Source organism: Microbacterium sp. NPDC055442 (assembly GCF_053644215.1).
The window spans coordinates 40,485-62,300 of record NZ_JBSHLF010000003.1 but is presented as its reverse complement, the minus strand read 5'-3'; the positions used below and the strand labels follow the sequence as shown (position 1 = coordinate 62,300).

Below are 21,816 nucleotides of genomic sequence, written 5' to 3'. Positions count from 1 at the left end.
GGTGCGGCGAGGGTTAGGCTGTTCGAGTTGTTCGTGATCGCTTCACGCACCGCGCCCCGGGGGAGGCCGATTTCATGAAGTCGTTCGCTTGGCTGCGGGCGCGCCCGAAAGCACTCGCGTCGGGGGCTGTCGTCACGGTGTCGGCGGTGGCGCTCACGACGATGGCCTTCTTCCACGAGGGGCTTCCGACGACCGAGGTCGATCTGCACGACGGCGGTGTGTGGGTGACGAAGCAGTCGAGCCTGCTCGTCGGCCACTTCAACCACGAGTCCCGCGTGCTCGACGGCGCCCTGCGCACGACGAGCGACGACTACGACGTCCTCCAATCCGGCGACACGGTGCTCGTGCACAACGGCACCGACGCGACGCTGACGACCGTCGACCCCGCGATGGTGGCGCTCACGACGGCGGCGAAGGTGCCCGGTGACGCACAGGTCGAACTGGGCGGACCCACCGTCGCGGTCCTCGACCGGCCGTCGGGCGACCTGTGGGTCGTGCCGGCTGCCGCGGCAGGCTCCTTCGAGCTGCAGGGCACGGACCCGATCGCGTCGCTCGGCGCGGGTGCTGCCGTGACGGTGGGCGCCGACGGCACGGCGTACGCCGTATCGCGCACGACGGGCGAACTCGTGACCGTCCCCGTCGACCCCGACGGCGCGGCTCTCGATCCGGAGCACCGCGAGATCGCCGGCGTCGACGAGACGAGCGAGGTCAGTATCACGGCGGTGGGTGAGATCGCGGTCGTCCTGGATGCGGCATCCGGCACCGTGCACACCTCGACGGGCCAGTCCACCGAGATCGAGCGCGGCGACACGGGTGTGCTGCAGGAGCCGTCGGTCGCGACCGACGCGGTGGTCGTGGCGACGTCGTCGTCGCTGGTGCGGGTGCCGCTGGACGGGTCGGAGCCGACGGCGACGTCGTCCGGCGCGCAGGGCACCCCGGCGGCGCCGGTGCAGCTGCGGGGCTGCACGTACGGTGCGTGGTCGGGCTCGGCGGTGTTCGCCCGCGACTGCATCGGGACCGACAACGATCTCACGACGGAGATCGAGGGGGCGGATGCTGCGACCGTGCTGCGTTTCCGCGTGAACCGCGACGTGATCGTGCTCAACGACATCGTCGGAGGCGCGGCGTGGATGGCCAGCGACAGTCTGCAGCGCGTCGACAACTGGAACGATGTGACTCCGCCCGAGAGCGAGTCCGAGGAAGAGGACGAGCAGACGACGGAGGAGTCGGTCGAGACGACGCTTCCCGAGCGCACGGAGGAGAACACGCCGCCGATCGCCACCGACGATGACTTCGGTGTGCGTCCGGGCCGCACGACGGTGCTTCCCGTGCTCGACAACGACAGCGACCCCGACGGCGACGTGCTCACGGTGACGCTGCCCGACGGCGACCCGGGTCTGGGCGCGGTGCAGCCGGTCAACAACGGCGCCGGGCTGCAGATCGCCGTGCCGGAAGAGGCGACCGGGTCGGATGCCTTCGTCTATCAGGTCGATGACGGCCGCGGCGGCACGGATACCGCGACGGCGCGGCTCACGGTGCACGGCTGGGACGTCAACGCGGCTCCCGTGCAGAAGCGGATCACCTCCGTCACGGTCGAATCCGGCGGCACGGTGTCGTACAACGTGCTGCCCGACTGGATCGACCCCGACGGTGACGACGTCTTCCTCTCGGCGGTCGCGCCCTCGGAGGGCGATGAGGCCGACTTCACGTCGGACGGACGGATCACCTATCGCGCGGTCGGTGGCACGCAGGGCCGCAAGGACGTCCCGATCGTCGTGTCCGACGGCGACAAGGTCGCCGAGGGCGTCGTGCGCTTCGACGTGCGCCCCGTCGGCTCGACCATCCCCGTCACCAACGCCGACCACGTCGTCGTCCGCGCCGGCCAGACGGTGACCGTCTCACCGCTCGCGAACGACACGAGCTCGAGCCGTGAGCCGTTGCGCCTGACGCGTGTCGACGAGGTCGCCGGCGCGACGATCGTGCCGGACTTCGCCAACAAGACCTTCTCGTTCACGTCGGACATCGCCAAGACCTATTACGTGCAGTACCTCGCGTCGGCCGGCGCCAACGGCGTGCCCGGCCTCGTGCGCGTCGATGTGCTCGACGACGCCGATCTCGAGCGCGACCCGATCGCGGTGCGCGATGTCGCTCTGCTGCCCAGCGGCGGCGACGTGCTCGTCAATGTGCTCGCGAACGACAGCGACCCCGCCGGCGGCATCCTCGTCGTGCAGTCCGTCACGGTCGAGCCCAACAGCGGCATCGCGGTGTCGGTCCTCAACCACGAGACCCTGCGCATCACCGACCAATCCGCGCTCGGCGAGCAGGTGCGCATCTCGTACCGGATCTCCAACGGCGCCCGCTCCGCGGAGGGCGAGGTCGTCGTCATCCCCGTGCCGGCCCCGTCGCAGCTGCGGCCTCCCGTCGCGAACGACGACGAGGTCATCGTGCGTGCCGGCGACATCGTGACGATCCCCGTGCTCGACAACGACTACCACCCCAACGGTGACACGATCCACGTCTCGCCCGACCTGATCCCGCCGTTCATCGACCCCGCCGACGGTGAGATCTTCGTCTCCGAAGACACCCTGCGCTTCCGCGCCGGCGACGAGCCCGGCACGGCGTACGCGACGTACGAGGTCTACGACAGCACGGGACAGAAGGACGCCGGCTACGTCACGATCCAGATCCTGCCGGTCAACGAGGAGACGAACACGGCTCCGCGGCCGCGTGACCTGACCGCCCGCGTGCTCAACGGCTCCCAGGTGAGAATCGCGATTCCGCTGGACGGCATCGATCCCGACGGCGACTCGGTCGAGCTCGTCGGCGTCGCGAGCGCGCCCAAGAAGGGACGCATCGTCGAGGTCGGCCCCAACTACCTGACCTACGAGGCCTTCAACGAATCGGCGGGCCTCGACTCGTTCACGTATCGCGTGCGCGACCGGCTCGGCAAGGAGGCGACGGCACCCATCCGTGTCGGCATCGCCCCGGCGGAGGCGTCGAACCAGGCGCCGTATGCCGTGAAGGACTCCGTCATCATGCGCCCCGATCGCTCGGTCGCCGTTCCCGTGACGGCGAACGACTCCGATCCCGACGGGGATCAGTTCGGCCTCGTCCGCGACGGTCTCGTCGTGCCGGACATCGAAGGGCTCAAGGCCGTCGTCCAGGGGGAGCGCGTCGTCGTGACGTCGCCGCCCGTGCCGGTCGAGACGAGCGTGCAGTACACGATCCGCGACGCGCGCGGTGCCGAGGCGATGGCGGTCCTGCAGATCACGGTCGCCGAAGACGTGCCGCTGCAGCGTCCCATCGCCCGCGACGACCGGATCCGCCCCGAAGACATCGACGGCGAGACGGTCGACGTCGAGGTGCTCGCGAACGACGAGGACCCCGACGGCACGAAGGACGGCCTGACGGTCACGACCGACGCCGCGACGGCGCGGGTCGTCGGCGGCGACACGCTGCGGGTGACGCTCACCGACGAGGCGCAGCTGCTGACCTACACGATCACCGATCAGGATCGCCTGACGGCGTCGGCGTTCGTCTTCGTCCCCGGCCTCACGACGATTCCGCCCGTGCTCACGACGGTGCAGGGCATCGAGGTGGTCAGCGGCGAGACGGTCGAGATCCCGCTCGCCGAGCACGTGCGTGCGGCGGCGGGCAAGCGGGTCGTCATCACCGAGGCGGCGAAGGTGCAGGCGTCGAACGCGAACGGCGCGAACCTCGTGAAGGACCAGACGACGCTGGTCTACACGTCGAGAGACGGCTACTTCGGTCCGGATGCCATCACCTTCGAGGTGACGGACGGCACGGGGCCCGATGACCCGGCCGGCATCAAGGCGATGCTGACGCTCCCCATCACGGTCCTGCCGCCCGACAATCAGCAGCCCTCGTTCACGAACGGCCAGATGGACGTGGCTCCGGGTGAGGATGCCGCGACGCTCGACCTGCGTGCGCTCACGACGGACCCCGACAGCGGTGACCTCGAGCGCATGCGCTATCAGCTCGTCGGCGGTGCTCCGTTGGGGTTCTCGGCCTCGATCGACGGCGGCAGCCTCCTGGTGAGCGCGTCGGCCGGCACGGCCAAGGGCACGACCGTGACCCTCGCGATCCGCATCGCCGACGGCGAGACCGAGCCGATCGAGGGCAGCGTGACGGCGCGCGTGACGGCGTCGACGCGTCCGCTGCCGACCGCCAACGACGACACGATCCCCGAAGCGCACCAGGGCAAGACCGTGACGGTGCCCGTGCTCGCGAACGACTTCAACCCGTTCCCCGACACCCCGCTCAAGGTCACGACGGCGATCGTCGAGACCGGGGCCGGCACGGTCGATGTCGCGGGCGATCAGGTGCGCGTCACGCCGAACGGCGACTTCTTCGGAACGATGGTCGTGCGCTATCGCGTGCAGGATGCCACCGCCGACGTCGATCGTGAGGTCGAGGGCCGCATCCGTCTCACGGTGCAGGGCCGGCCCGACGCGCCGGGCACCCCCACCGTGTCGAGCGTGCAGGATCGCACGGTCGTGCTGTCCTGGAGCCCGCCGCCCAACAACGGCGCCGACATCACGACCTACACGGTCGAGTCGGTCACCGGCAACTACACCAAGGCGTGCGCCGCCACGACGTGCACCCTGGACGGCTTGACGAACAACGTCGAATACAACTTCACGGTCGTCGCGACCAACCGCGTGGGCGATTCGGACCCGTCGGCACCGTCAGAGACGGCCCGCCCCGACGCGCGGCCCGACACCCCGCAGCCCCCGACGCTGGTCTTCGGGGATCGGAGCCTGCAGGTGGCCTGGGTCACGCCGACGACCCCGGGATCCCCCGTCGAGTCGTTCACGCTCGAGATCTCGCCGGCCCCGCCGTCGGGCATCACGCAGAAGACGGGCGTGACCGGCACGTCGCTGACGTGGGACGGTCTCGAGAACGGCACGAACTATCAGGTGCGCGTGCGGGCGCACAACCGTGCGCCCGACCCGTCGAGCTGGAGTGTCTACTCGGCACCCATGGTGCCGGCGGCACCCCCGGCGGCTGCCGGAGCACCGACGACGGCGCGCCTGGCGCCGGTCGGCACCCAGGCGCAGATGCAGGTCGCCTGGCAGCCTCCCGCCAACAACGGCGACACGATCGACCAGTACCGCGTCAACGTCCTCCGTGGGGGTTCGGTCGTCAACACGGTCACGAACATCCCCGGCAGCGTGACGGCGCAGGCGATCGTCGTGGCGGCATCCGAGACCGACTACACCTTCACGGTCGAGGCGCACAACAAGGCCGGCTGGGGTGCGGCCAGCGCCGCGTCGGCGCCGCGCCGCGGGTTCACGCAGCTCGGTGCGCCGACGAACGTGCAGGCGACGACTCCCGCCGCGAACAGCCGCATCGTTGTGACGTACGGCGCCGCACCGGGCAACGGCGCGCGCGCCGGCGAGATCGCCTACGAGTACAACGTCGGAGGCGGCTGGCGCAGCGATTGGGACGGCCGCACGATCACGGCGGGGATCTCGAACAACTCCGCCTACACCGTGCAGGTGCGCGGCTACACGACGATCGACGGCGTCAGATACGACGGCCCGGCGGCGTCCTCCGCGAGCGCCGCACGCCCGTACGGCCCGGTCAACACTCCGGGCGCGGGGGCGACGGCCAGCGGCACGACGATCACCTACTCGTGGTCTGCTCCGGCAGACAACGGCCGCACGATCCAGGTCATGCAGATCAAGATCAACGGCGAAGCCTGGAAGAACGTCGGCCGCTCCGGAAGCGAATCGCGCGACCACGGTCACAGTTACACGGGCACGATCCAGGTACGGGCCTACGACACAGAGGGTCAGGTCTCGGCCGTCGCATCGAAGTCGGCGACGACCTCCGCGCCGCCGCAGGCGTCTGCGCAGACGTACAAGGGCATCCGGACCAACAGTCCGACCTGCACGTCTCAGTACTGCCACCAGATCGGCGTGACGGTGAAGAACTTCCCGGCCGGGAACTACGACATCGTCTGCAACCACACCAACGGCGGCACGGCGTTCGCGCGCTACCCCAACGTGTACCTCCCCGCGAACGGTTCGAAGGAGTTCACGTGCCACTTCGGTGGACTGTCCGGAACCCAGGCGTGGATCACGATCGTGGGCTGGGGCGACGCCGCACGCGCGAACTGGTGACCCCGATCGCTCCATACGCCCGCATCTTCGAGAGAAAGACACGACACACATGACTATGACCCCCGAACAGGCGGCCTGGTTCCAGGGCACCTTCGCCCGCCTCGTCGACAACGTCGACCGCGCCCTCATGGGCAAGCGCGAGGTCGTCGGACTCGTGCTGGCGGCGATGCTCGCCGAAGGGCACGTGCTGCTCGAGGACGCACCGGGAACGGGCAAGACGAGTCTCGCGAAGGCCCTCGCGGCGACGGTGCAGGGCACCAGCAGCCGCATCCAGTTCACGCCCGACCTCCTGCCCTCCGACGTCACGGGGGTGACGATCTACGACCAGGCGACCCGTCGGTTCGAGTTCCACAAGGGCCCCGTGTTCGCCTCGATCGTGCTCGCCGACGAGATCAACCGTGCGTCGCCCAAGACGCAGTCGGCGCTGCTGGAGGTCATGGAGGAGTCGCGGGTCACCGTCGACGGCGTCGCGCACGAAGTGGGGCGCCCGTTCCTCGTCATCGCGACGCAGAACCCGATCGAGCAGGCGGGCACGTACAAGCTGCCCGAAGCTCAGCTGGACCGCTTCCTCGTCAAGACCTCGATCGGCTACCCCGACCTCGAGATCGCCGAGCAGATCCTCGCCGGGTCCGCCGACCGCAACCCGTCGGCGCACCTGCCGGCGATCATCACGACGAGCGCCGTCGCCGACATGGCCGACCTCGCCGCGACGGTGCACGTCGAGCCGGCCGTGCTGCGCTACACGGCGCAGCTCGCCGAGGCGACGCGTGAGGATGCCGCGACGCGCCTGGGCGTCTCGGTGCGCGGCTCGATCTCGATGATCCGCGTCGCGAAGGTGTGGGCGGCCGCGCAAGGACGTCACTTCGTGACGCCCGACGACATCAAGCGACTCGCCGCACCGACGTGGACGCACCGTCTCGTGATGGACCCCGAGGCGGAGTTCTCGGGCACGACGCCCGAGACCGTCATCGCCCGTGTGCTCGAGACCGTCGACGCTCCGCAGGCGAGGTCGGCAGCTTGATGACGACGGACGCGCTCCGCCCGGCGGCTGCCGTGGGGCAGCGCCGTGAGCACGCGCAGGGCGTCGCCCTGCTCGTGTGGGCGCGTGTCCGCAGCATCCTGTCGGTGTTCCGCCCGCTCGCGTGGGTGCTCATCGCGGCGGCTGTCGTGCTCTGGATCGCGGGCCAGACGCTCGGCTGGTGGGAGCTGACGATCACGGCTGTCGTGCTCGCGACCGTCGTCGCGCTGTGCGCCCTGTTCCTCATCGGTCGCACGACCTACGACGCTTCGCTCGATCTGAACCGCACGCGCGTCGTCGTCGGCGAACGCGCCGTCGGGGCGCTGACGCTCGCCAACACCGGCACGCGCGCGATCCTGCCCTCGCGCGTCGTGCTTCCCGTCGGGGCCGGTCGCGGCGTGTTCGCCGTGCGCCGCCTGGCGGCGGGAGAGTCCGCCGAAGAGCTCTTCGCGATTCCGACGCAGCGCCGGGGCGTGCTCGCGGTCGGGCCGGTGAGCGTCGTGCGCGGTGACCCGCTCGGCGTCTTCGAGCGCGTGCACCGTCGCGACGAGCCGGTCGATCTCTTCGTGCACCCCCGCACCGTGGCGTTCTCGGGCCAGTCGCTCGGGTTCCTGCGCGACCTGGAGGGGCTCCCCGCGACCGACCTCTCGCGCGACGATGTGTCGTTCCACGCTCTGCGCGAATACCAGCCCGGCGACGATCTGCGACACGTGCACTGGAAGTCGACGGCGCGCATCGGCGACATGATGGTGCGCCAGTACGAGGAGACGCGCCGGTCGCACTTCGTCATCGCCCTGTCGCGCAGCGCGGCGGATTATCGCGATTCGGACGAGTTCGAGCTCGGCATCTCGATCGCCGGGTCGATCGGCCTGCGCGCGCTGCGCGACTCGCAGCGCGTCGAGATGCGCGTGCAGGGCCGTGAGCTGCCGGCATCCAACGGCAAGCGGTTCCTCGACTCGCTCTCGATCATCGACCATTCCCGGCCCCGCGAAGGCGGCATCGTCGAGCTCGCCGGAACGGTGGCCGCGACGCTGCCGCTCGCGAGCGTCGTCGTGCTCATCTGCGGCAGCAACGTCGACGCCGCGGCGCTGCGCCGCGCGTGCGCGCGCCTGCCGTTCGGCGCGCGGGTGCTCGCGCTCGTCGCCGAGCCGGGCGCCACCCCGTCGCTGCGCCGCATCGGCGACGCCGACGTGCTCACGGTCGGCGCCCTGGACAAGCTCCCCGGCGCGCTGCGGAAGGTGCTCGCATGACCACTCCGACCACGACGCCGCAGCGTCTGCCGCTGCGGCGATGGGTCCTCGACCTCGTCGCCGTCGCACTGCTGCTCGCCGTGCCCATCGCCGGCTTCTGGCCGACGTTCGCGGCGCCGTCCTATCTGGTCGCCGCGGTCGGCGCGGCCCTGCTCGGCATGACCATCGCGTCGCTGGGCGCCCTGTGGCGCTGGGGAGCGCTGCTGATCGCCGGCGCGACGGTCGTCGTCTACTTCGTCTTCGGCGGTGCGCTCGCGCTGCCGCACACGACCGTCGCCGGGGTCGTGCCGACCCTCGACACGCTCGGGGGCCTCGCCCTGGGCGCCGTGACGTCGTGGAAGGGACTGCTCACGACGGTCGCCCCCGTCGCGGCGAGCGACGGCCACCTCGTCGTTCCGTTCCTGCTCACCCTCGTCGCCGCGGTCCTCACGACGAGCCTCGCGCTGCGCGTCGCCCGTGCCGCGTGGGCGCTGATCCCCGTCGCGGCGTTCCTCGTCGTGCAGATCGCGATCGGCACGTCCGAGCCCGCCGCGCCCATCGTGCAGGGCATCGTGTTCGCCATCGTCGCGGTCGCGTGGCTGTCGCTGCGCGCCGCGTGGGCGCACAGCGGCGCGGCGATCTCGCTCGGCGGAGACGGCGAAGGGTCGTCGCGCACTGCCGCGACCCGTCGCATCCTGCTCGGCGGCGGGGTCGTCGCCGTCGCCGCCGTCATCGGCGTCGCGACGAGCGCTCTGGCGGCCCCCGAGGCTCCGCGCTACGTGCTGCGCGACGTCGTCATCCCGCCGTTCGACATCCGCGAGTACCCGAGCCCCCTGCAGGGGTTCCGCGCCCTCGTGCGCGACCAGGCGGACGATCCGCTCTTCCGGGTGTCGGGACTGCCCGAGGGCGCGCGCGTGCGCATCGCGACGATGGACGCCTACAGCGGCACGGTCTACAACGTGTCCGACGAGGGCGCCGGATCGTCGAGCGCCTTCCGCCCCGTGCGCGGCAAGATGTCGCCGGATGCCGCGGGCACGCCCGTCACGCTGCGCTTCGACATGGGCGAATGGGACAACGTGTGGATGCCGGGCGCCGGAGAGATCGCCGAGGTGCAGTTCGACGGTCCGCGCGCCGACGACCTGCGTCGCAGCGCCCACTACAACGAATCGACCCGGACCGGCGTCGTCACGGGACGACTCACGACCGGTGACGGCTACACGATCGACACGACTCTTCCCGCCCAGCCCAGCGACGAGCGGCTGTCGGGCGAAGCCTTCGCTCCGGTCAAGCTGCCCAAGCAGGAAGGCGTCCCGCAGGATCTCGCCGACATCGCCGCGAAGGCGGTCGCTGAAGCGAACACGCCGATCGAGCAGGCGCGCGCACTGGAGAGCTTCCTGGCCGACGGCGGCTTCTTCAGCCACGGGCTCGAGGGCGAAGTCCTCTCGCGAGCCGGCCACGGCGCCGAACGGATCCTGACCCTCGTCGATGCCGACCAGATGATCGGCGACGACGAGCAGTACGCGACCGCGATGGCCCTTCTCGCGCGCGAGATCGGGATCCCCGCTCGCGTCGTGATGGGCTTCTATCCCGAAGAGGATGCCGCGGGTCAGGCCGTCTTCACCGCGACGGGCGACACACTGCACGCGTGGGTCGAGATCGCCTTCGAAGACTCCGGCTGGGTGCGGTTCGACCCGACTCCGCCCGAGGACCAGGTGCCGAACGACCAGACCACGAAGCCGCGCGCCGATCCGAAGCCGCAGGTGCTGCAGCCGCCGCCCCCCGAGCAGGAGCCCGTCGACCTGCCGATCGCGATCCCCGACGACCGCGAGAGCGAAGACGAGGAGAAGAACGACCTCGGCCTGCTCGGCGCGATCCTGGCGATCGGCGGCGGTGTGCTCGGCGTGCTCGCCCTCCTGGCGGCGCCGTTCATCGTGATCGGTGTCTTCAAGGCGGCCAGGCGTCGTCGGCGCCGAGCCGCGGAGCGGCCGTCCGACCGGATCAGCGGAGGGTGGGATGAGCTCGTCGACCGCGCGGTCGACTACGGCACGCCCGTGAACTCCGGCGGCACGCGCCAGGAAGACGCGGTGACGGTCGCCGACGCGTTCGCCGAATCGCGCGTCGCGACGCTGGCGACCCGCGCCGATCTCGAGGTGTTCGGGCCGACCGATCCCACGCCGGCCGACATCGATGAGTTCTGGCGTCAGGTCGACGACATCGTCGGCGGGATGGCGGCGCACCGCTCGCTCTGGCAGCGGATGCGCGCCAGACTGAACCTGCGCTCGCTGCTGGCGGGCACACGGTTCGCGCTCCCCCCTCGCACAATCCGTGCCCGTCCGGACGGCGACGATCGACGAGCCGACACCTCCCCACCCCCGGAGTCCGAATGAGTCACCCCAGCTACGCCCCGCCGGTCGCACCCGCGCCGCGCGGCCCCGCCCTCGCATCGATCGGGCGTCGCGTGGCCGCGTACGCGATCGACGGCGCGATCGGCGCCGCCATCATGGTCGTGCTGGCCGTCGTGGGCGTCGCGATCGCGCTACCGCTGTCCGACGGAAGTCCCCAGAGCGTCCTGTTGGTGCTCGCACTCGTCTACGGCGTCATCGGACTCGCGAGCCTCGCGTGGGCTCTCGTCTACACGGCGCTGCAGGGCGGTCAGGGCTCGCCGGGGCAACGTCTGATGCGCGTGCAGGTGCGGGATGCCACCACCGGCGCCCCCCTCGGCTTCGGCCGCGCGCTGCTGCGCAACATCATCTGGGGGCTGGCAGGGTCCATCGTCGTCGGCTACTTCACGCCCCTCTTCGACCCGGTGCGGCGTCAGGGCTGGCACGACAAGGTCGTGAACGCCGTCGTCGTCGACGCCGTCGCCCGAGCCGACCGGTCTGACGGTCGCACGCCGTCGCGACCCGGGGCCACGCCGGCGCCCGCTCCGGGCGCCGCGGGCGCACCGATGCCCGCTCCGGGCCCCGCGGCGCCCGCCGTGCCGCCGCCACCGCCGCTGCCGCCGCGCGAGTTCACACCGCCGCCGGCGCCGGCGTACCCGTCGGCTGCTCCGAAGCCCGTCGCGCCCGCGTTCCGTTCGGCCGCGTCGGGCGACGGCATGATCTCGCTCGTGCCCGGAATCACGATCGACCCGACCGGTGGCGCGGCATCCCCGGCGCCCGCGGCACCGGCACCCGTGGCTCCGGCGCCCGTGGCTCCCGCGCCTGCGGCTCCGGCGCCCGTGACACCGCCGCCCGCAACGGCTCCGACTCCCGCCGCTGCCCCCGCTTCGGCGACGCCCCCCGTGCCGCCGCCCGCCTACCTCGCGCCGCCGCGCGTCTCGACGCCGGGGCCGGTTTCGGAAGAGATCGACATCGACGAAACGCGCGCCGCGACCCCGGCCCGCACGGTCGCCGTGCTCGTGTGGGACGACGGCACCCGCACCGCCGTGTACACACGCACGCTCTTCGGGCGCAATCCGGGCCGCGAAGAGGGGGCGGTCGTGGCGTCCGTCCGCGACGAGACGCTGTCGCTGTCGAAGACCCACTTCGAGATCGGATCGAATGCGGCGGGTCCGTACGTCGCCGATCGCCACTCGACCAACGGCACGACGCTCGTGCGCGACGGCGGGCGCCAGGTGCTCGCACCGGGCGTGCAGACGGCGCTGCGCCCCGGCGACGTGCTCGAGTTCGGTGATCGCCGCGCCACCGTCGGGGGCGACGCGTGAGTGTGCCCATCGTCGAGGTCGTCGCCGGTGCGGCGACGGATCCGGGCCTGCGCCGTCCGATCAACGAGGACTCGCACCTCGCGGCATCCCCGCTCTTCCTCGTCGCCGACGGCATGGGCGGACACCAGGCGGGCGAAGTCGCATCGGCCGCCGTCATCGCCGAGTTCTCGACTCTCGCGGGACGCGGAAGCCTGTCGATGCGCGAAGTGCGCACGGCACTGGACACCGCGCGGCGCCGCGTCGACGAACTTCCGGAAGCGGCCGCGGGCGCCGGCACGACGCTCACGGGAGTCGTCATCGCCGACGTCGACGGCGTCGGGTGCTGGCTCACGCTCAATCTGGGGGATTCGCGCACCTATCTGCTCAGCGACGGCGAGTTCGACCAGATCAGCGTCGACCACTCGGTCGTGCAGGAGCTCATCGACAGCGGACAGCTCGATGCCGCCACGGCGGCCGTCGACGCTCGCCGCAACGTCATCACGCGCGCGATCGGCGGCGGCAGCTCGGCAGAGGCCGACTACTGGGTCATCCCGGCACAGGTCGGCGACCGGGTGCTCGTGTGCTCCGACGGGCTGTCGGGGGAATTGAGCAGCGAGCGCATCGACACCGTCCTGCGGGCGGAATCGGATCCGCAGGCGGCAGCGACCCGCCTCGTGCACGAGGCGATGCTGCAGGGCGGTCGCGACAACATCACCGCGATCGTCGTCGACGCCGTCGCGGTGCACCGCGGTGTCGCCGCCGACGACGGCGATGACGACGTCGACGAGGACACCCGACCCCGTGTCGGGACAGGAGGGGGTCGGCGATGATCGTCGGACGATACGCGCCAGGACCGTGGCAGGCGGTGGTGACGGGCCGCGGGCTCGTCGTGCTGGGCGCCGACGTTCCCATCACGCTGCTCGAGAGCGTCTGGCGTCAGGCCGACGCGGGCCGCGGGCTCCCCGCCGTGATCGAGGCCCTGACGGGTGCGTTCGGCACATCGCTCGCGGCGATCCCGCCGTTCGCCGTCGTGCTCGCCGAAGAGGACAGCGTGCGTGCCGTCGTGCGGGGGGCGTTCGAGCTCACCGTCGAGACGGCGACCGGCGTCGAAGAGCTCTCGGGTGCGACGGTCACGACATGGACCGAGCGCACGATCCCCGGTGCGGTCCGCGCGAACATCGTGACGGCCGAGCACGATGCGCCCGTCGAGTACCCGATCCGCGACGGCATCGTGCTGGTGTCGGCCGTCACGGTCACCTTCGATGGGGCGGATGCTGCGCCGGTGGCCCCGCCCGAGCTCCACGCCGCGCGTGGCGCCACGCCCGAGCCCCAGGCCGCGCGTGTTGCCACGCCTCCCGCAGCCGGGTTTGGGGCGGGTTCGGGCACGGACACGCCGGAGGGCGCGGCGAGTCGCGACGCGAATCCGCCCCAAACCCCGGACGCGGGTGGGGTTGAACCCGGGGTCGAACCGGAACCCCAGGCCCAGGCCCAGCCCGAGCCCGCGGCCGGGGCCCAGGCCCAGGGCCAGCCCCAGGCCCAGCCCGCGGCCGCGGCCGGGGCCGAGGCCGGGGCGCTGGCGACTCCCGCGGCAGTGGAGGCGCCGGGGATCATCGACTCCGCCGCCGTCACGATGGCCGGAGCCGACACGCTCCTTCCCGCCGACTCGACCTTCGCGCGCGCGGCCGTCACGGGCGACAGCGCCTCCGCCGAAACCTCTGCCGACCCGGCCGAGGGCGACAGCGTCTGGGCGGCGACGGTCGTGCGCCCGACCGACGCGACCGGACCCGCCCCGGCACCCGCCGCGGGTGATCACGACGGTGAGACCATCTCGCTCGCGCAGGCGCGTGCACTGCGCGGCGCGGCGGATTCCGACTCGATGCCGCCGCCGCTCGCGCCACCGCGGCGCACCGCGCCCGGTCGCATCCGTCTGTCCACGGGGCAGGAGCTGCTGCTCGATCGCACCGTCGTGATCGGCCGCCGGCCGCGATCGACGCGCGTCGTCGGCACCGATCTGCCGCACCTCGTCGCGGTCGCGAGCCCGGAACAGGACATCTCGCGCAGCCACCTCGAACTGCGGGTCGAGGGCGACAGCATCGTGGCGACCGACCTGAACACGACCAACGGCACGATCCTGCACCGGGCCGGGGCCGACCCCGTGCGGCTGCACCCGGGCGAGGCGACCGTCGTCGTCAGCGGCGACCTGCTCGATCTCGGCGACGGGATCACCGTCACGGTCGAGGAGACCGCATGAGCGCGAAGCGCGCGCCCATGGCGCCGCCGGATCTGCCGGGATTCACGTATGTCGACGTGCTCGGATCCGGCGGCTTCGCCGATGTCTACCTCTACGAGCAGCAGCTGCCCCGCCGCCGCGTCGCGGTGAAGGTGCTGCTGCTGGATCGCATCTCGAGCGGCTCGGTGGCGGAGTTCACCGCCGAGGCGAATGTCATGGCGATGCTCTCGACGCATCCCGCGATCGTCACGATCTATCAGGCCGGGGTCGCCGACGACGGCCGCCCCTATCTCGTGATGGAGTACTGCCCCAAGCCCAACCTGCAGGTGCGGTACCGGCGCGAGCCGTTCTCGATCGCCGAATCGCTGCGGGTCGGCGTCCAGGTCGCGGCCGCCGTCGAGACCGCGCACCGCGCCGGGGTGCTGCACCGCGACATCAAACCCGCCAACATCCTCGTGACCGAGTACAACCGACCGGCGCTCACCGACTTCGGCATCGCGTCGACGACGGCCGCCGCGGCGGAGTCCGCGGGCCTGTCGATCCCGTGGTCGCCGCCGGAGTCGTTCGCCGATGCGCCGCAGTCGACGCCGCGCTCGGACGTCTACGCGCTCGGCGCGACGGTGTACACCCTGCTGGCGGGGCGGTCGCCCTTCGAACAGCCCGATCAGCGCAACACGGCCGCAGACCTCATCCAGCGGATCGAGACCGAGCCCCTCCCCGCGCTCATGAGGACGGATTCCCCCGCGTCGCTGCAGTGGGTGCTCGAACGCGCGATGGCCAAGAACCCGGCCGACCGCTACGAGTCCGCCCTCGGGTTCGCGCGCGCCCTGCAGAAGGTGCAGATCGAGCTGTCGCACGCCGTGACGGCGATCGACATCCTCGATGACGCGCTGCCCGAAGAGGACGTCGTCGAAGACGATGACGACGGCCTGACCCGTGTGCGCGGCGTCGTCAGCATCAACCCCGAGACCTCGCCCGCGGCGGGGCTCACCCGACCCTCGGCCGCGACCGCACCGGCACAGCCGCGGCATGATCCGGCCGTCGCGGCCTTCGCACCCGGCGTCGACGAGACGATGCTGCGCGCGCCGTCGGCCCCCGCCGAGCCCGCGACGGACGTGACCGCGACGATGCGCCGGCCGGTCGCCCAGCCCGCTCCGCCCGCCGAGCCGCCCGCGTCACCGCCGCTCGCCCCGCCTCCGCCCGCAGCATCCGAACCGCCGCGCGCGGCCCGGTCGCGCCGTGCCGTCCTCGGCTGGTCGATCGGCGGCGGTGTCCTGATCGTGCTCGCCGCCATCATCGTGGGGGTGTCGCTGCCGGGAATCCTCTCGGGGAACACGCCGACCCCGCCGCCGCCCGAGACCTCCGCCGACCCGCAGGACCCCGTCTCGGTCGTCGTGCCCGCACCCGCCGACGTCACGGCCGTCGCGAACGCCGACGACGTGACCTTCACCTGGACGAACCCCGACCCGAAGGACGGCGACCACTATCTGTGGTCGGTCGTGAGCATCGGCGCAGAGGCCTCGACCGAGAGCACGACCGAGACGAGCGTCACGGTGCCCGCCGATCCGTCGGGTCGCACGTGCATCGAACTGTTCACGGTGCGCGACAACGGTCGTTCGTCGCAGGCTGTCACCGAGTGCACGCCGTGAGCGCGCCCGCCCCGCTCACCGTCGAGTTCGCCGGCGAGGTCTTCCCCGTCTCGCCCGACGCCGAGTTCACGGTCGGCCGCGAGGGCGACCTCGCGATCGACGACAACCTGTTCCTGCACCGCAACTTCCTGACCATCTCGCGCGTCGAGGGACTGTGGCTGCTCTCGAACGTCGGCAGCCGGCTGTCGGCGACGGTGACCGACTCCGGCGGACGCGTGCAGGCCTGGCTCGCCCCCGGAGCGCGACTGCCTCTCGTCTTCGCGAAGACGTCGATCATCTTCAGCGCCGGACCCACGACCTACGAACTGACCGTCACCTCGAGCGAGCCGGCGTTCCGCGAGACGGTGCGCATCGACGACGACGAGGGCGACGGACTCAGCACGATCGGCGACGTGCCGCTGACGCTCAGCCAGCGGCTCATGATCCTCGCCCTCGCCGAGCCCGTCCTGCGCCGCGAGGGCACCGGCATGAGCGAGCTGCCGACCTCGGCGCAGGCGGCGGAGCGGCTGGGCTGGACGCTCACCCGCTTCAACCGCAAGCTCGACAACGTGTGCGACAAGCTCGACCGCATCGGCGTGCCGGGGATGCGCGGAGGCGTGCGGTCGTACGCGACGAACCGCCGGGTGCGACTCGTGGAGCACGCGATGGCGGCGCGGCTGGTCACCCGCGAGGATCTGGCGCTGCTCGACGAGGCGCGCGACGCCGACGACGAGAGCTGACCGGGTCAGCGTCCCGTGTCGTAGAGGTGCCGGCCGCCGAGGCCCAGCACCTTGACCATGATGCCGCGCCGACGCAGCTCGGCGACCGTGCGGGTCTCTTCGTCGATGCTGCGGCCGAGGGCGTGCACGTTCGCGACGACGAGCACGTCGCCCGACTCGAGGCGGCCGACGAGGCGGTGCAGACGCTCCTCCCACGTCTCCATCGTCTCGGGCGCGGGGTGGCGGAAACCCTCGATCGGCACGCCGAATCGCGTGAGCTCGTTTCGCTGCTCGACGACCGACGGCATGTCGTCGCGGGCGACGACGAGACCGACGAGGCGGGATCCCGACGGTCGGGCCTGCCACCAGTCGCGCTCGGCGCGCAGCTCGCTGAAGCACTTGGGGCACTCCGCCGCCGCGTGCGGCAGGGTGACCGGGCTCGTGTCCGGACCCGGCGTCGGCTCGGCCCGGGTCGTGATCGCGGCATCCGCATCGATGATGTCGCTCATGGTGCTCCCTTGGTCCCGTCCATTGTCGCCCACTTCCGGCGCGGGGTCACTCGTCGAGGCGCAACCGCACGCTCAGCTCGTCGGCGTCGAGCTCGGCGAGCGCGTGGCGCAGCGCAGGCGTGCTGAACTCGCCGCCCGAGGACAGCTCGATGAGCCTGCGCCGCATCGCCTCGATCATCGTCAGGCGCACATCGAGCAGGTCGCCGCTCATCGTCGACATGTCCTCGTCGGGCGGCTCAGTCAGCCGCGCGCGCATGCGCTCGAGCATCCCGGCGGGAAAGGCGCTGCCGTCGCGTCGTGTCAGGGCGTCGTGCGAGAGGGCGGCCGCCGCGGCGCTGCGCAGCTCGTCGTCGAGTCGCCGCCGATCGTGCGCTGAGGCGCCGTCGCCGGACGCGGGCTCGAGGCGCAGCAGCCGCACGAGCCACGGCAGCGTGAAGCCCTGCAGCATGAGGCTGCCGACCGCGACGAGGAAGGCGACGAAGATGAGCAGGGGGCGCTCGGGGGTGTCCCGGGGGAGCGTCTGCGCCGCGGCGAGCGTCACGACGCCGCGCATGCCGGCCCACACGATGATCGTGCCGTGCTTCCAGCCCAGCGGCGCCGCCTGATAGTAGGCGAGGTCGGCGAAGGCCCGCGTGATGCGCCGGCGGGCCGCGACGAGGCGCCGCGCGTGATGCGGTGGCGCGTCGGGGTGACGCGCCGCTTCGTGCTCGGCGACGGCGTGGTCGATGCGATCGCTCAGCCGCTGCAGCTTCTCCTTCCGCTTGCCGCGGGCCCGCCGGCTCTGCAGCCAGACGAGCACCGACACGTAGACGCCGCGCACGACGAGCACGATGCCCAGCGCCGTGAGGGCCAGGAGCGGTCCGTGCCCGACACCGTGGTCGCTGCGGATGTTGTGGGCGAGGATGTCCTTGAGCTCGAGCCCCATCACGAGGAAGACGGCGCCCTCGAGCATGAGTTCGACCGTGCGCCAGTTGAGGTCGTCCGATCGGCGCTGCTCGGGCGTGAACCACCGCACCGAGCCCTGTCCCGTCACGATGCCGGCGACGACCGCGGCGACGAGACCCGACCCGCCCAGGTGTTCGGTGGGCAGGTAGGCCGCGAACGGCACGACGAAGCCGATCGCGGTGTTGGCGGCGGAGTGGCGCACGAGCGCGCGCAGACGCAGGTTGAGGTAGCCGATGAGCCCGCCGACGATGAGGGCGACGATGACGCCCCACACGAACGCGCCGATGAAGCCGCCGGCCGGAACTCCGGCCAGCGCGACGCCCGCGATGGCGGTGCGCAGCAGCACGAGCGATGTCGCGTCGTTGAGCAGGCTCTCGCCCTCGAGCAGCGTCACGACGCGGCGCGAGAGTCCGAGACGCTTGACGATCGACGTCGCGACGGCGTCGGTCGGGCTGAGGATCGCCCCCAGTGCCAGGGCGAGCAGGAAGGGCAGCCCGGGAATGACGGCGACGAAGAAGAAGGCGAGCGCGATGGAGCTGACGATGACCAGCAGCACCGACAGGCCGGCGATGTGGCCGAGGTCGCGCCGGAACTCGATCGCCGGCAGCGAGACGGCGGCCGAATAGAGCAGCGGCGGCAGCACCCCGACGAGGATGATCTCGGGGTCGACGGCGACCGGGGGCACGAACGGCAGCAGACTCACCCCCAGCCCGACGAGCACGAGGATGAGGGGGCCGGCGATGTTGAGCTTGGGGGCGACCGCCGTGGCGCCGGCGATCACGACGACGCCGATGATGATGAGGACGAGGGGGCTCATCAGCTCTGCCATGCCGAGAGCCTACGGCGCGGTACGGTCGAGATCATGACGCTCGACGAGATCCTCTACCCGCCGATCGAGCCGTACGAGACGGGTGAGCTCATCGCGGGCGAGGGCAACCGGCTCTACTGGGAGCAGTCCGGCAACCCCGACGGCAAGCCCGTCGTGTTCCTGCACGGCGGACCCGGCGGGGGCACCGCACCGTGGCATCGCCGGTTCTTCGACCCCGAGCGCTACCGCATCGTGCTGTTCGACCAGCGCGGATGCGGCCGCTCGACGCCGCACGCGAGCGCGCCCGAGGCCGACCTGCGGCACAACACGACGTGGCACCTCGTCGCCGACATGGAGCTGCTGCGCCGCAATCTCGGCATCGAGCGCTGGCAGGTCTTCGGGGGATCGTGGGGCAGCGCCCTCGCGCTCGCCTACGCCCAGACCCACCCCACCGCGGTGTCCGAGCTCGTGCTGCGCGGGATCTTCACGCTGCGTCGTCACGAGCTGGAGTGGTTCTACGAGGGCGGCGCCGCGGCGCTCTTCCCCGACGAGTGGGAGAGGTTCCTGGCCCCGATCCCGGTTCTGCAGCGCGCGCGGCTCATCGAGGCATACCATCGGCGCTTGACCGATCCCGATCCGGCCGTGCATCGTCCGGCAGGGGTCGCGTGGTCCCGGTGGGAGGCCGCCTCGCTCACGCTCCGTCCTGATCACGAGCTCATCGAGACCATGACCGAGCCGGACTCGGCCGTCGCGTTCGCGCGCATCGAGAACCACTACTTCCTCCACGGCGGCTGGTTCGAAGAGGGTCAGCTGATCGCCGACGCGGGCCGGCTGCGCGGCATCCCGGGGGTCATCGTGCAGGGCCGTCACGACGTGTGCACGCCCGCGATGACGGCGTGGGATCTGCATCGCGCGTGGCCGGAGGCGGAGCTGGTGATGATCACGGATGCTGCGCACTCGGCGTCGGAGCCGGGGATCGCGGCCGCTCTCCTCGAGGCGACGGACCGCTTCGCGGCGGAGTGAGCGTCGTCGCGCCGGCGCGTGTCCGGGCGGTCGGCGTCAGGCGCCGAACGCGCGCACGAGGGTCGCGACGAGCCCCGATCGGCGGCCGTCCATGCGGAAGCGGGTCAGCCCTTCGCTCACGACATCGCCCGTGCGCGACGTGACGAACCAGGGCGGCTTGGGCAGCACCGAGAAGCTGCGCCCGCGGGAGCGGATGAGCCCGCGCGGATCGAGCGAACGCGGGAACGGACGGAACGGGCCGCGCACGACCGAGCGCTCGACGCGATCGAGCAGCAGCGCGTTGTGCACGATGCCGATGCCGCTCTCGACGTTTTCGCGCGTCGCCCCGGGGAACCCGCCCCACGTGAGGGTCGGGGTGAGAAAGCCCAGCGCCGTCCACGCGTTGACGGCGATCGAGCCGTAGCGCAGGTCGGCGATCGCGCGCTCGAGACCGGCGCCGAGCGCCGCCTCGGTGACGGGGTCGACCAGGAGGTTCGCGCCGAGCGTGCCGACGAGGCGATCGTTCGCGTGGGCGACGGCCGCGTCGACGAAGCGCTGACCCGTGCCGGGCAGAGCGATGACCCCGAGCACGGGAGCGAAGTACTCCGTCGTCTCGAGCGCTGTCGCATCGTCGTCGGGGCCGATCTCGACGAGCAGGCGCGTGCCGTCGGCGCACGCCTGGGCGCGCGGGTAGTCGGCGACGGCGTCGGCGAGCTTCTCGTCGCCGCGCGGGTACCAGACGGGCCGCGCCGGCGCTGCCGCGTACGCGCGGCGCAGCGCCGCGGTGAACGCGTCGCGCTGGGGCCAGTCGGCGCTCAGGATGACGACCTGTCCCGCGATGCAGTTGTGCCCGCTGTTCTGCAGCCGCATCGTCGTGATGTGCTCGGCGTGAAAGCGCAGATCCGCGTCCGACCATTCGCCGGGCACGACGATGATGGGCGAGACCCCGCCGAGCTCCGCGGTGATCGGCTTCTCCAGCCCCCCACCCCCCGACTGCGCCCCGGTCCCTGAGCTTGCCGCGGTCCCTGAGCTTGTCGAAGGGTCGCCCCCTGACTCCGCCCCGGTCCCTGAGCTCGTCGCGGTCCCTGAGCTTGTCGAAGGGTCGCCCCCCACGATCGCGTCGAACGTCGCGGCGGCGCCCGTGATGTGCACGTGCGCGATCTGCGGATGCCGCGTGAGATACGCTCCGACATCGCCCCCGCCGCGGACGATCCGCAGGAATCCGGGCTCGATGAGCGGCGCGAGCGCCCGTTCGTAGACAGGGACGAGGTCGTCCTGCGTCGGGTTCACCTTGAGCAGCGCGACGCGGTTGTGCGCGAGCAGCTCGTAGAGCACGTCGAGCACGGGGATCGATGTGACGTTGCCGGCCCCGAGCACGAGTCCGATGCCGCCGGGGGTCGTGGGGGACAACTGCGCGAGTCCGGCGTCGCGGCGAGCCGCGGCATCCGTCACTCCCGGCTCGAACCACACTTCGCCGGTGTATCCCGACAGCAGCAGCCCGTCGATGGGGTCGAGGGGGAAGACCTGCGCGCGCCGGCGGCCGCCGGGCGCGGGCGACGTCGCGATCCCGTGCAGGGGGCTCTCGCCCTTCGCGAGACGCTCGAGCGTGCGGCGGTAGGCGTCCAGCGCGACGATCGTGCCGTACGGGCCGGCGAGCCACTCCTCGCCCCGCAGCGGATGGTCGGCATCGAGACCCTTCGAGGCCGCGGCGATGTCGGCCCACTCCCCGGCGACGGCGGCGACCGTCGTGCGCACACTCTGCATGAGACGTGCGCGCTGGGTCAGCGTGAGGTGCGTCCACGTGGTGGCGCCGGTCGCGAGCTGCGCGATCGCGGCATCGAGCGGAGCGCGGGTGTTCTTGCTCACCTGGGGCACGGGCCCTCCTTCCGGCAGG

At 71.8% G+C, this 21,816-nt stretch carries 13 protein-coding genes; 10 read left to right on the top strand and 3 right to left on the bottom strand.

Annotated features, from left to right (window positions below; translation table 11 throughout):
* Positions 1 to 74: 74 nt before the first annotated feature.
* Genes ACWIBS_RS07570 through ACWIBS_RS07530 form a run of 9 tightly spaced genes read left to right on the top strand, consistent with a single transcriptional unit; the run spans position 75 to position 16,679 of the window.
* Complete coding sequence (locus ACWIBS_RS07570) at positions 75 to 6,149, top strand: Ig-like domain-containing protein (RefSeq protein ID WP_376128301.1); 6,075 nt, start codon at positions 75 to 77, stop codon at positions 6,147 to 6,149.
* A gap of 49 nt (positions 6,150 to 6,198) precedes the next feature.
* Positions 6,199 to 7,170, top strand: coding sequence for an AAA family ATPase (locus tag ACWIBS_RS07565; protein WP_376128299.1), 972 nt, complete (start codon positions 6,199 to 6,201; stop codon positions 7,168 to 7,170).
* The gene (locus ACWIBS_RS07560; RefSeq protein WP_376128314.1) at positions 7,170 to 8,417 is read left to right on the top strand and encodes a DUF58 domain-containing protein; all 1,248 of its coding nucleotides are present in this window, start codon (positions 7,170 to 7,172) and stop codon (positions 8,415 to 8,417) included. The genes ACWIBS_RS07565 and ACWIBS_RS07560 overlap by 1 nt, the downstream gene beginning before the upstream one ends.
* Positions 8,414 to 10,783 carry a transglutaminase-like domain-containing protein gene (locus tag ACWIBS_RS07555; protein ID WP_376128297.1) on the top strand — a complete coding sequence of 790 codons (2,370 nt, stop codon included), beginning with the start codon at positions 8,414 to 8,416 and terminating at the stop codon, positions 10,781 to 10,783. Before ACWIBS_RS07560 ends, ACWIBS_RS07555 begins: the two co-directional genes overlap by 4 nt.
* Positions 10,780 to 12,102 carry an RDD family protein gene (locus ACWIBS_RS07550; protein ID WP_376128295.1) on the top strand — a complete coding sequence of 441 codons (1,323 nt, stop codon included), beginning with the start codon at positions 10,780 to 10,782 and terminating at the stop codon, positions 12,100 to 12,102. The genes ACWIBS_RS07555 and ACWIBS_RS07550 overlap by 4 nt, the downstream gene beginning before the upstream one ends.
* Positions 12,099 to 12,911, top strand: a complete 813-nt coding sequence (locus ACWIBS_RS07545; protein ID WP_376128293.1) for a PP2C family protein-serine/threonine phosphatase — start codon at positions 12,099 to 12,101, stop codon at positions 12,909 to 12,911. The genes ACWIBS_RS07550 and ACWIBS_RS07545 overlap by 4 nt, the downstream gene beginning before the upstream one ends.
* Positions 12,908 to 14,332 carry an FHA domain-containing protein gene (locus ACWIBS_RS07540; protein WP_376128291.1) on the top strand — a complete coding sequence of 475 codons (1,425 nt, stop codon included), beginning with the start codon at positions 12,908 to 12,910 and terminating at the stop codon, positions 14,330 to 14,332. The genes ACWIBS_RS07545 and ACWIBS_RS07540 overlap by 4 nt, the downstream gene beginning before the upstream one ends.
* The gene (locus tag ACWIBS_RS07535; RefSeq protein WP_376128290.1) at positions 14,329 to 15,960 is read left to right on the top strand and encodes a serine/threonine-protein kinase; all 1,632 of its coding nucleotides are present in this window, start codon (positions 14,329 to 14,331) and stop codon (positions 15,958 to 15,960) included. The genes ACWIBS_RS07540 and ACWIBS_RS07535 overlap by 4 nt, the downstream gene beginning before the upstream one ends.
* The gene (locus ACWIBS_RS07530) at positions 15,957 to 16,679 is read left to right on the top strand and encodes a hypothetical protein (protein WP_376128288.1); all 723 of its coding nucleotides are present in this window, start codon (positions 15,957 to 15,959) and stop codon (positions 16,677 to 16,679) included. Before ACWIBS_RS07535 ends, ACWIBS_RS07530 begins: the two co-directional genes overlap by 4 nt.
* A gap of 5 nt (positions 16,680 to 16,684) precedes the next feature.
* On the opposite strand, the gene ACWIBS_RS07525 is transcribed toward ACWIBS_RS07530, so the two are convergent.
* Together ACWIBS_RS07525 and ACWIBS_RS07520 are read right to left on the bottom strand one after the other, a co-directional pair.
* Positions 16,685 to 17,167 (bottom strand): recombinase family protein, encoded by a 483-nt coding sequence (locus ACWIBS_RS07525; protein WP_376128286.1) that lies wholly within the window; start codon positions 17,165 to 17,167, stop codon positions 16,685 to 16,687.
* A 46-nt stretch (positions 17,168 to 17,213) separates the two neighbouring features.
* Entirely contained in the window at positions 17,214 to 18,941 is a 1,728-nt protein-coding gene (locus tag ACWIBS_RS07520) for a cation:proton antiporter (RefSeq protein ID WP_376128284.1), read from the bottom strand.
* A gap of 33 nt (positions 18,942 to 18,974) precedes the next feature.
* Here ACWIBS_RS07520 and pip point away from each other — a divergent pair, with 33 nt between their 5' ends.
* On the top strand, positions 18,975 to 19,943 hold the full coding sequence (pip, locus tag ACWIBS_RS07515; RefSeq protein WP_376128282.1) for a prolyl aminopeptidase: 969 nt from the start codon (positions 18,975 to 18,977) through the stop codon (positions 19,941 to 19,943).
* Between the two features lie 36 nt (positions 19,944 to 19,979).
* On the opposite strand, the gene ACWIBS_RS07510 is transcribed toward pip, so the two are convergent.
* Positions 19,980 to 21,797, bottom strand: coding sequence for an aldehyde dehydrogenase family protein (locus tag ACWIBS_RS07510; protein ID WP_376128280.1), 1,818 nt, complete (start codon positions 21,795 to 21,797; stop codon positions 19,980 to 19,982).
* Positions 21,798 to 21,816: the final 19 nt, after the last annotated feature.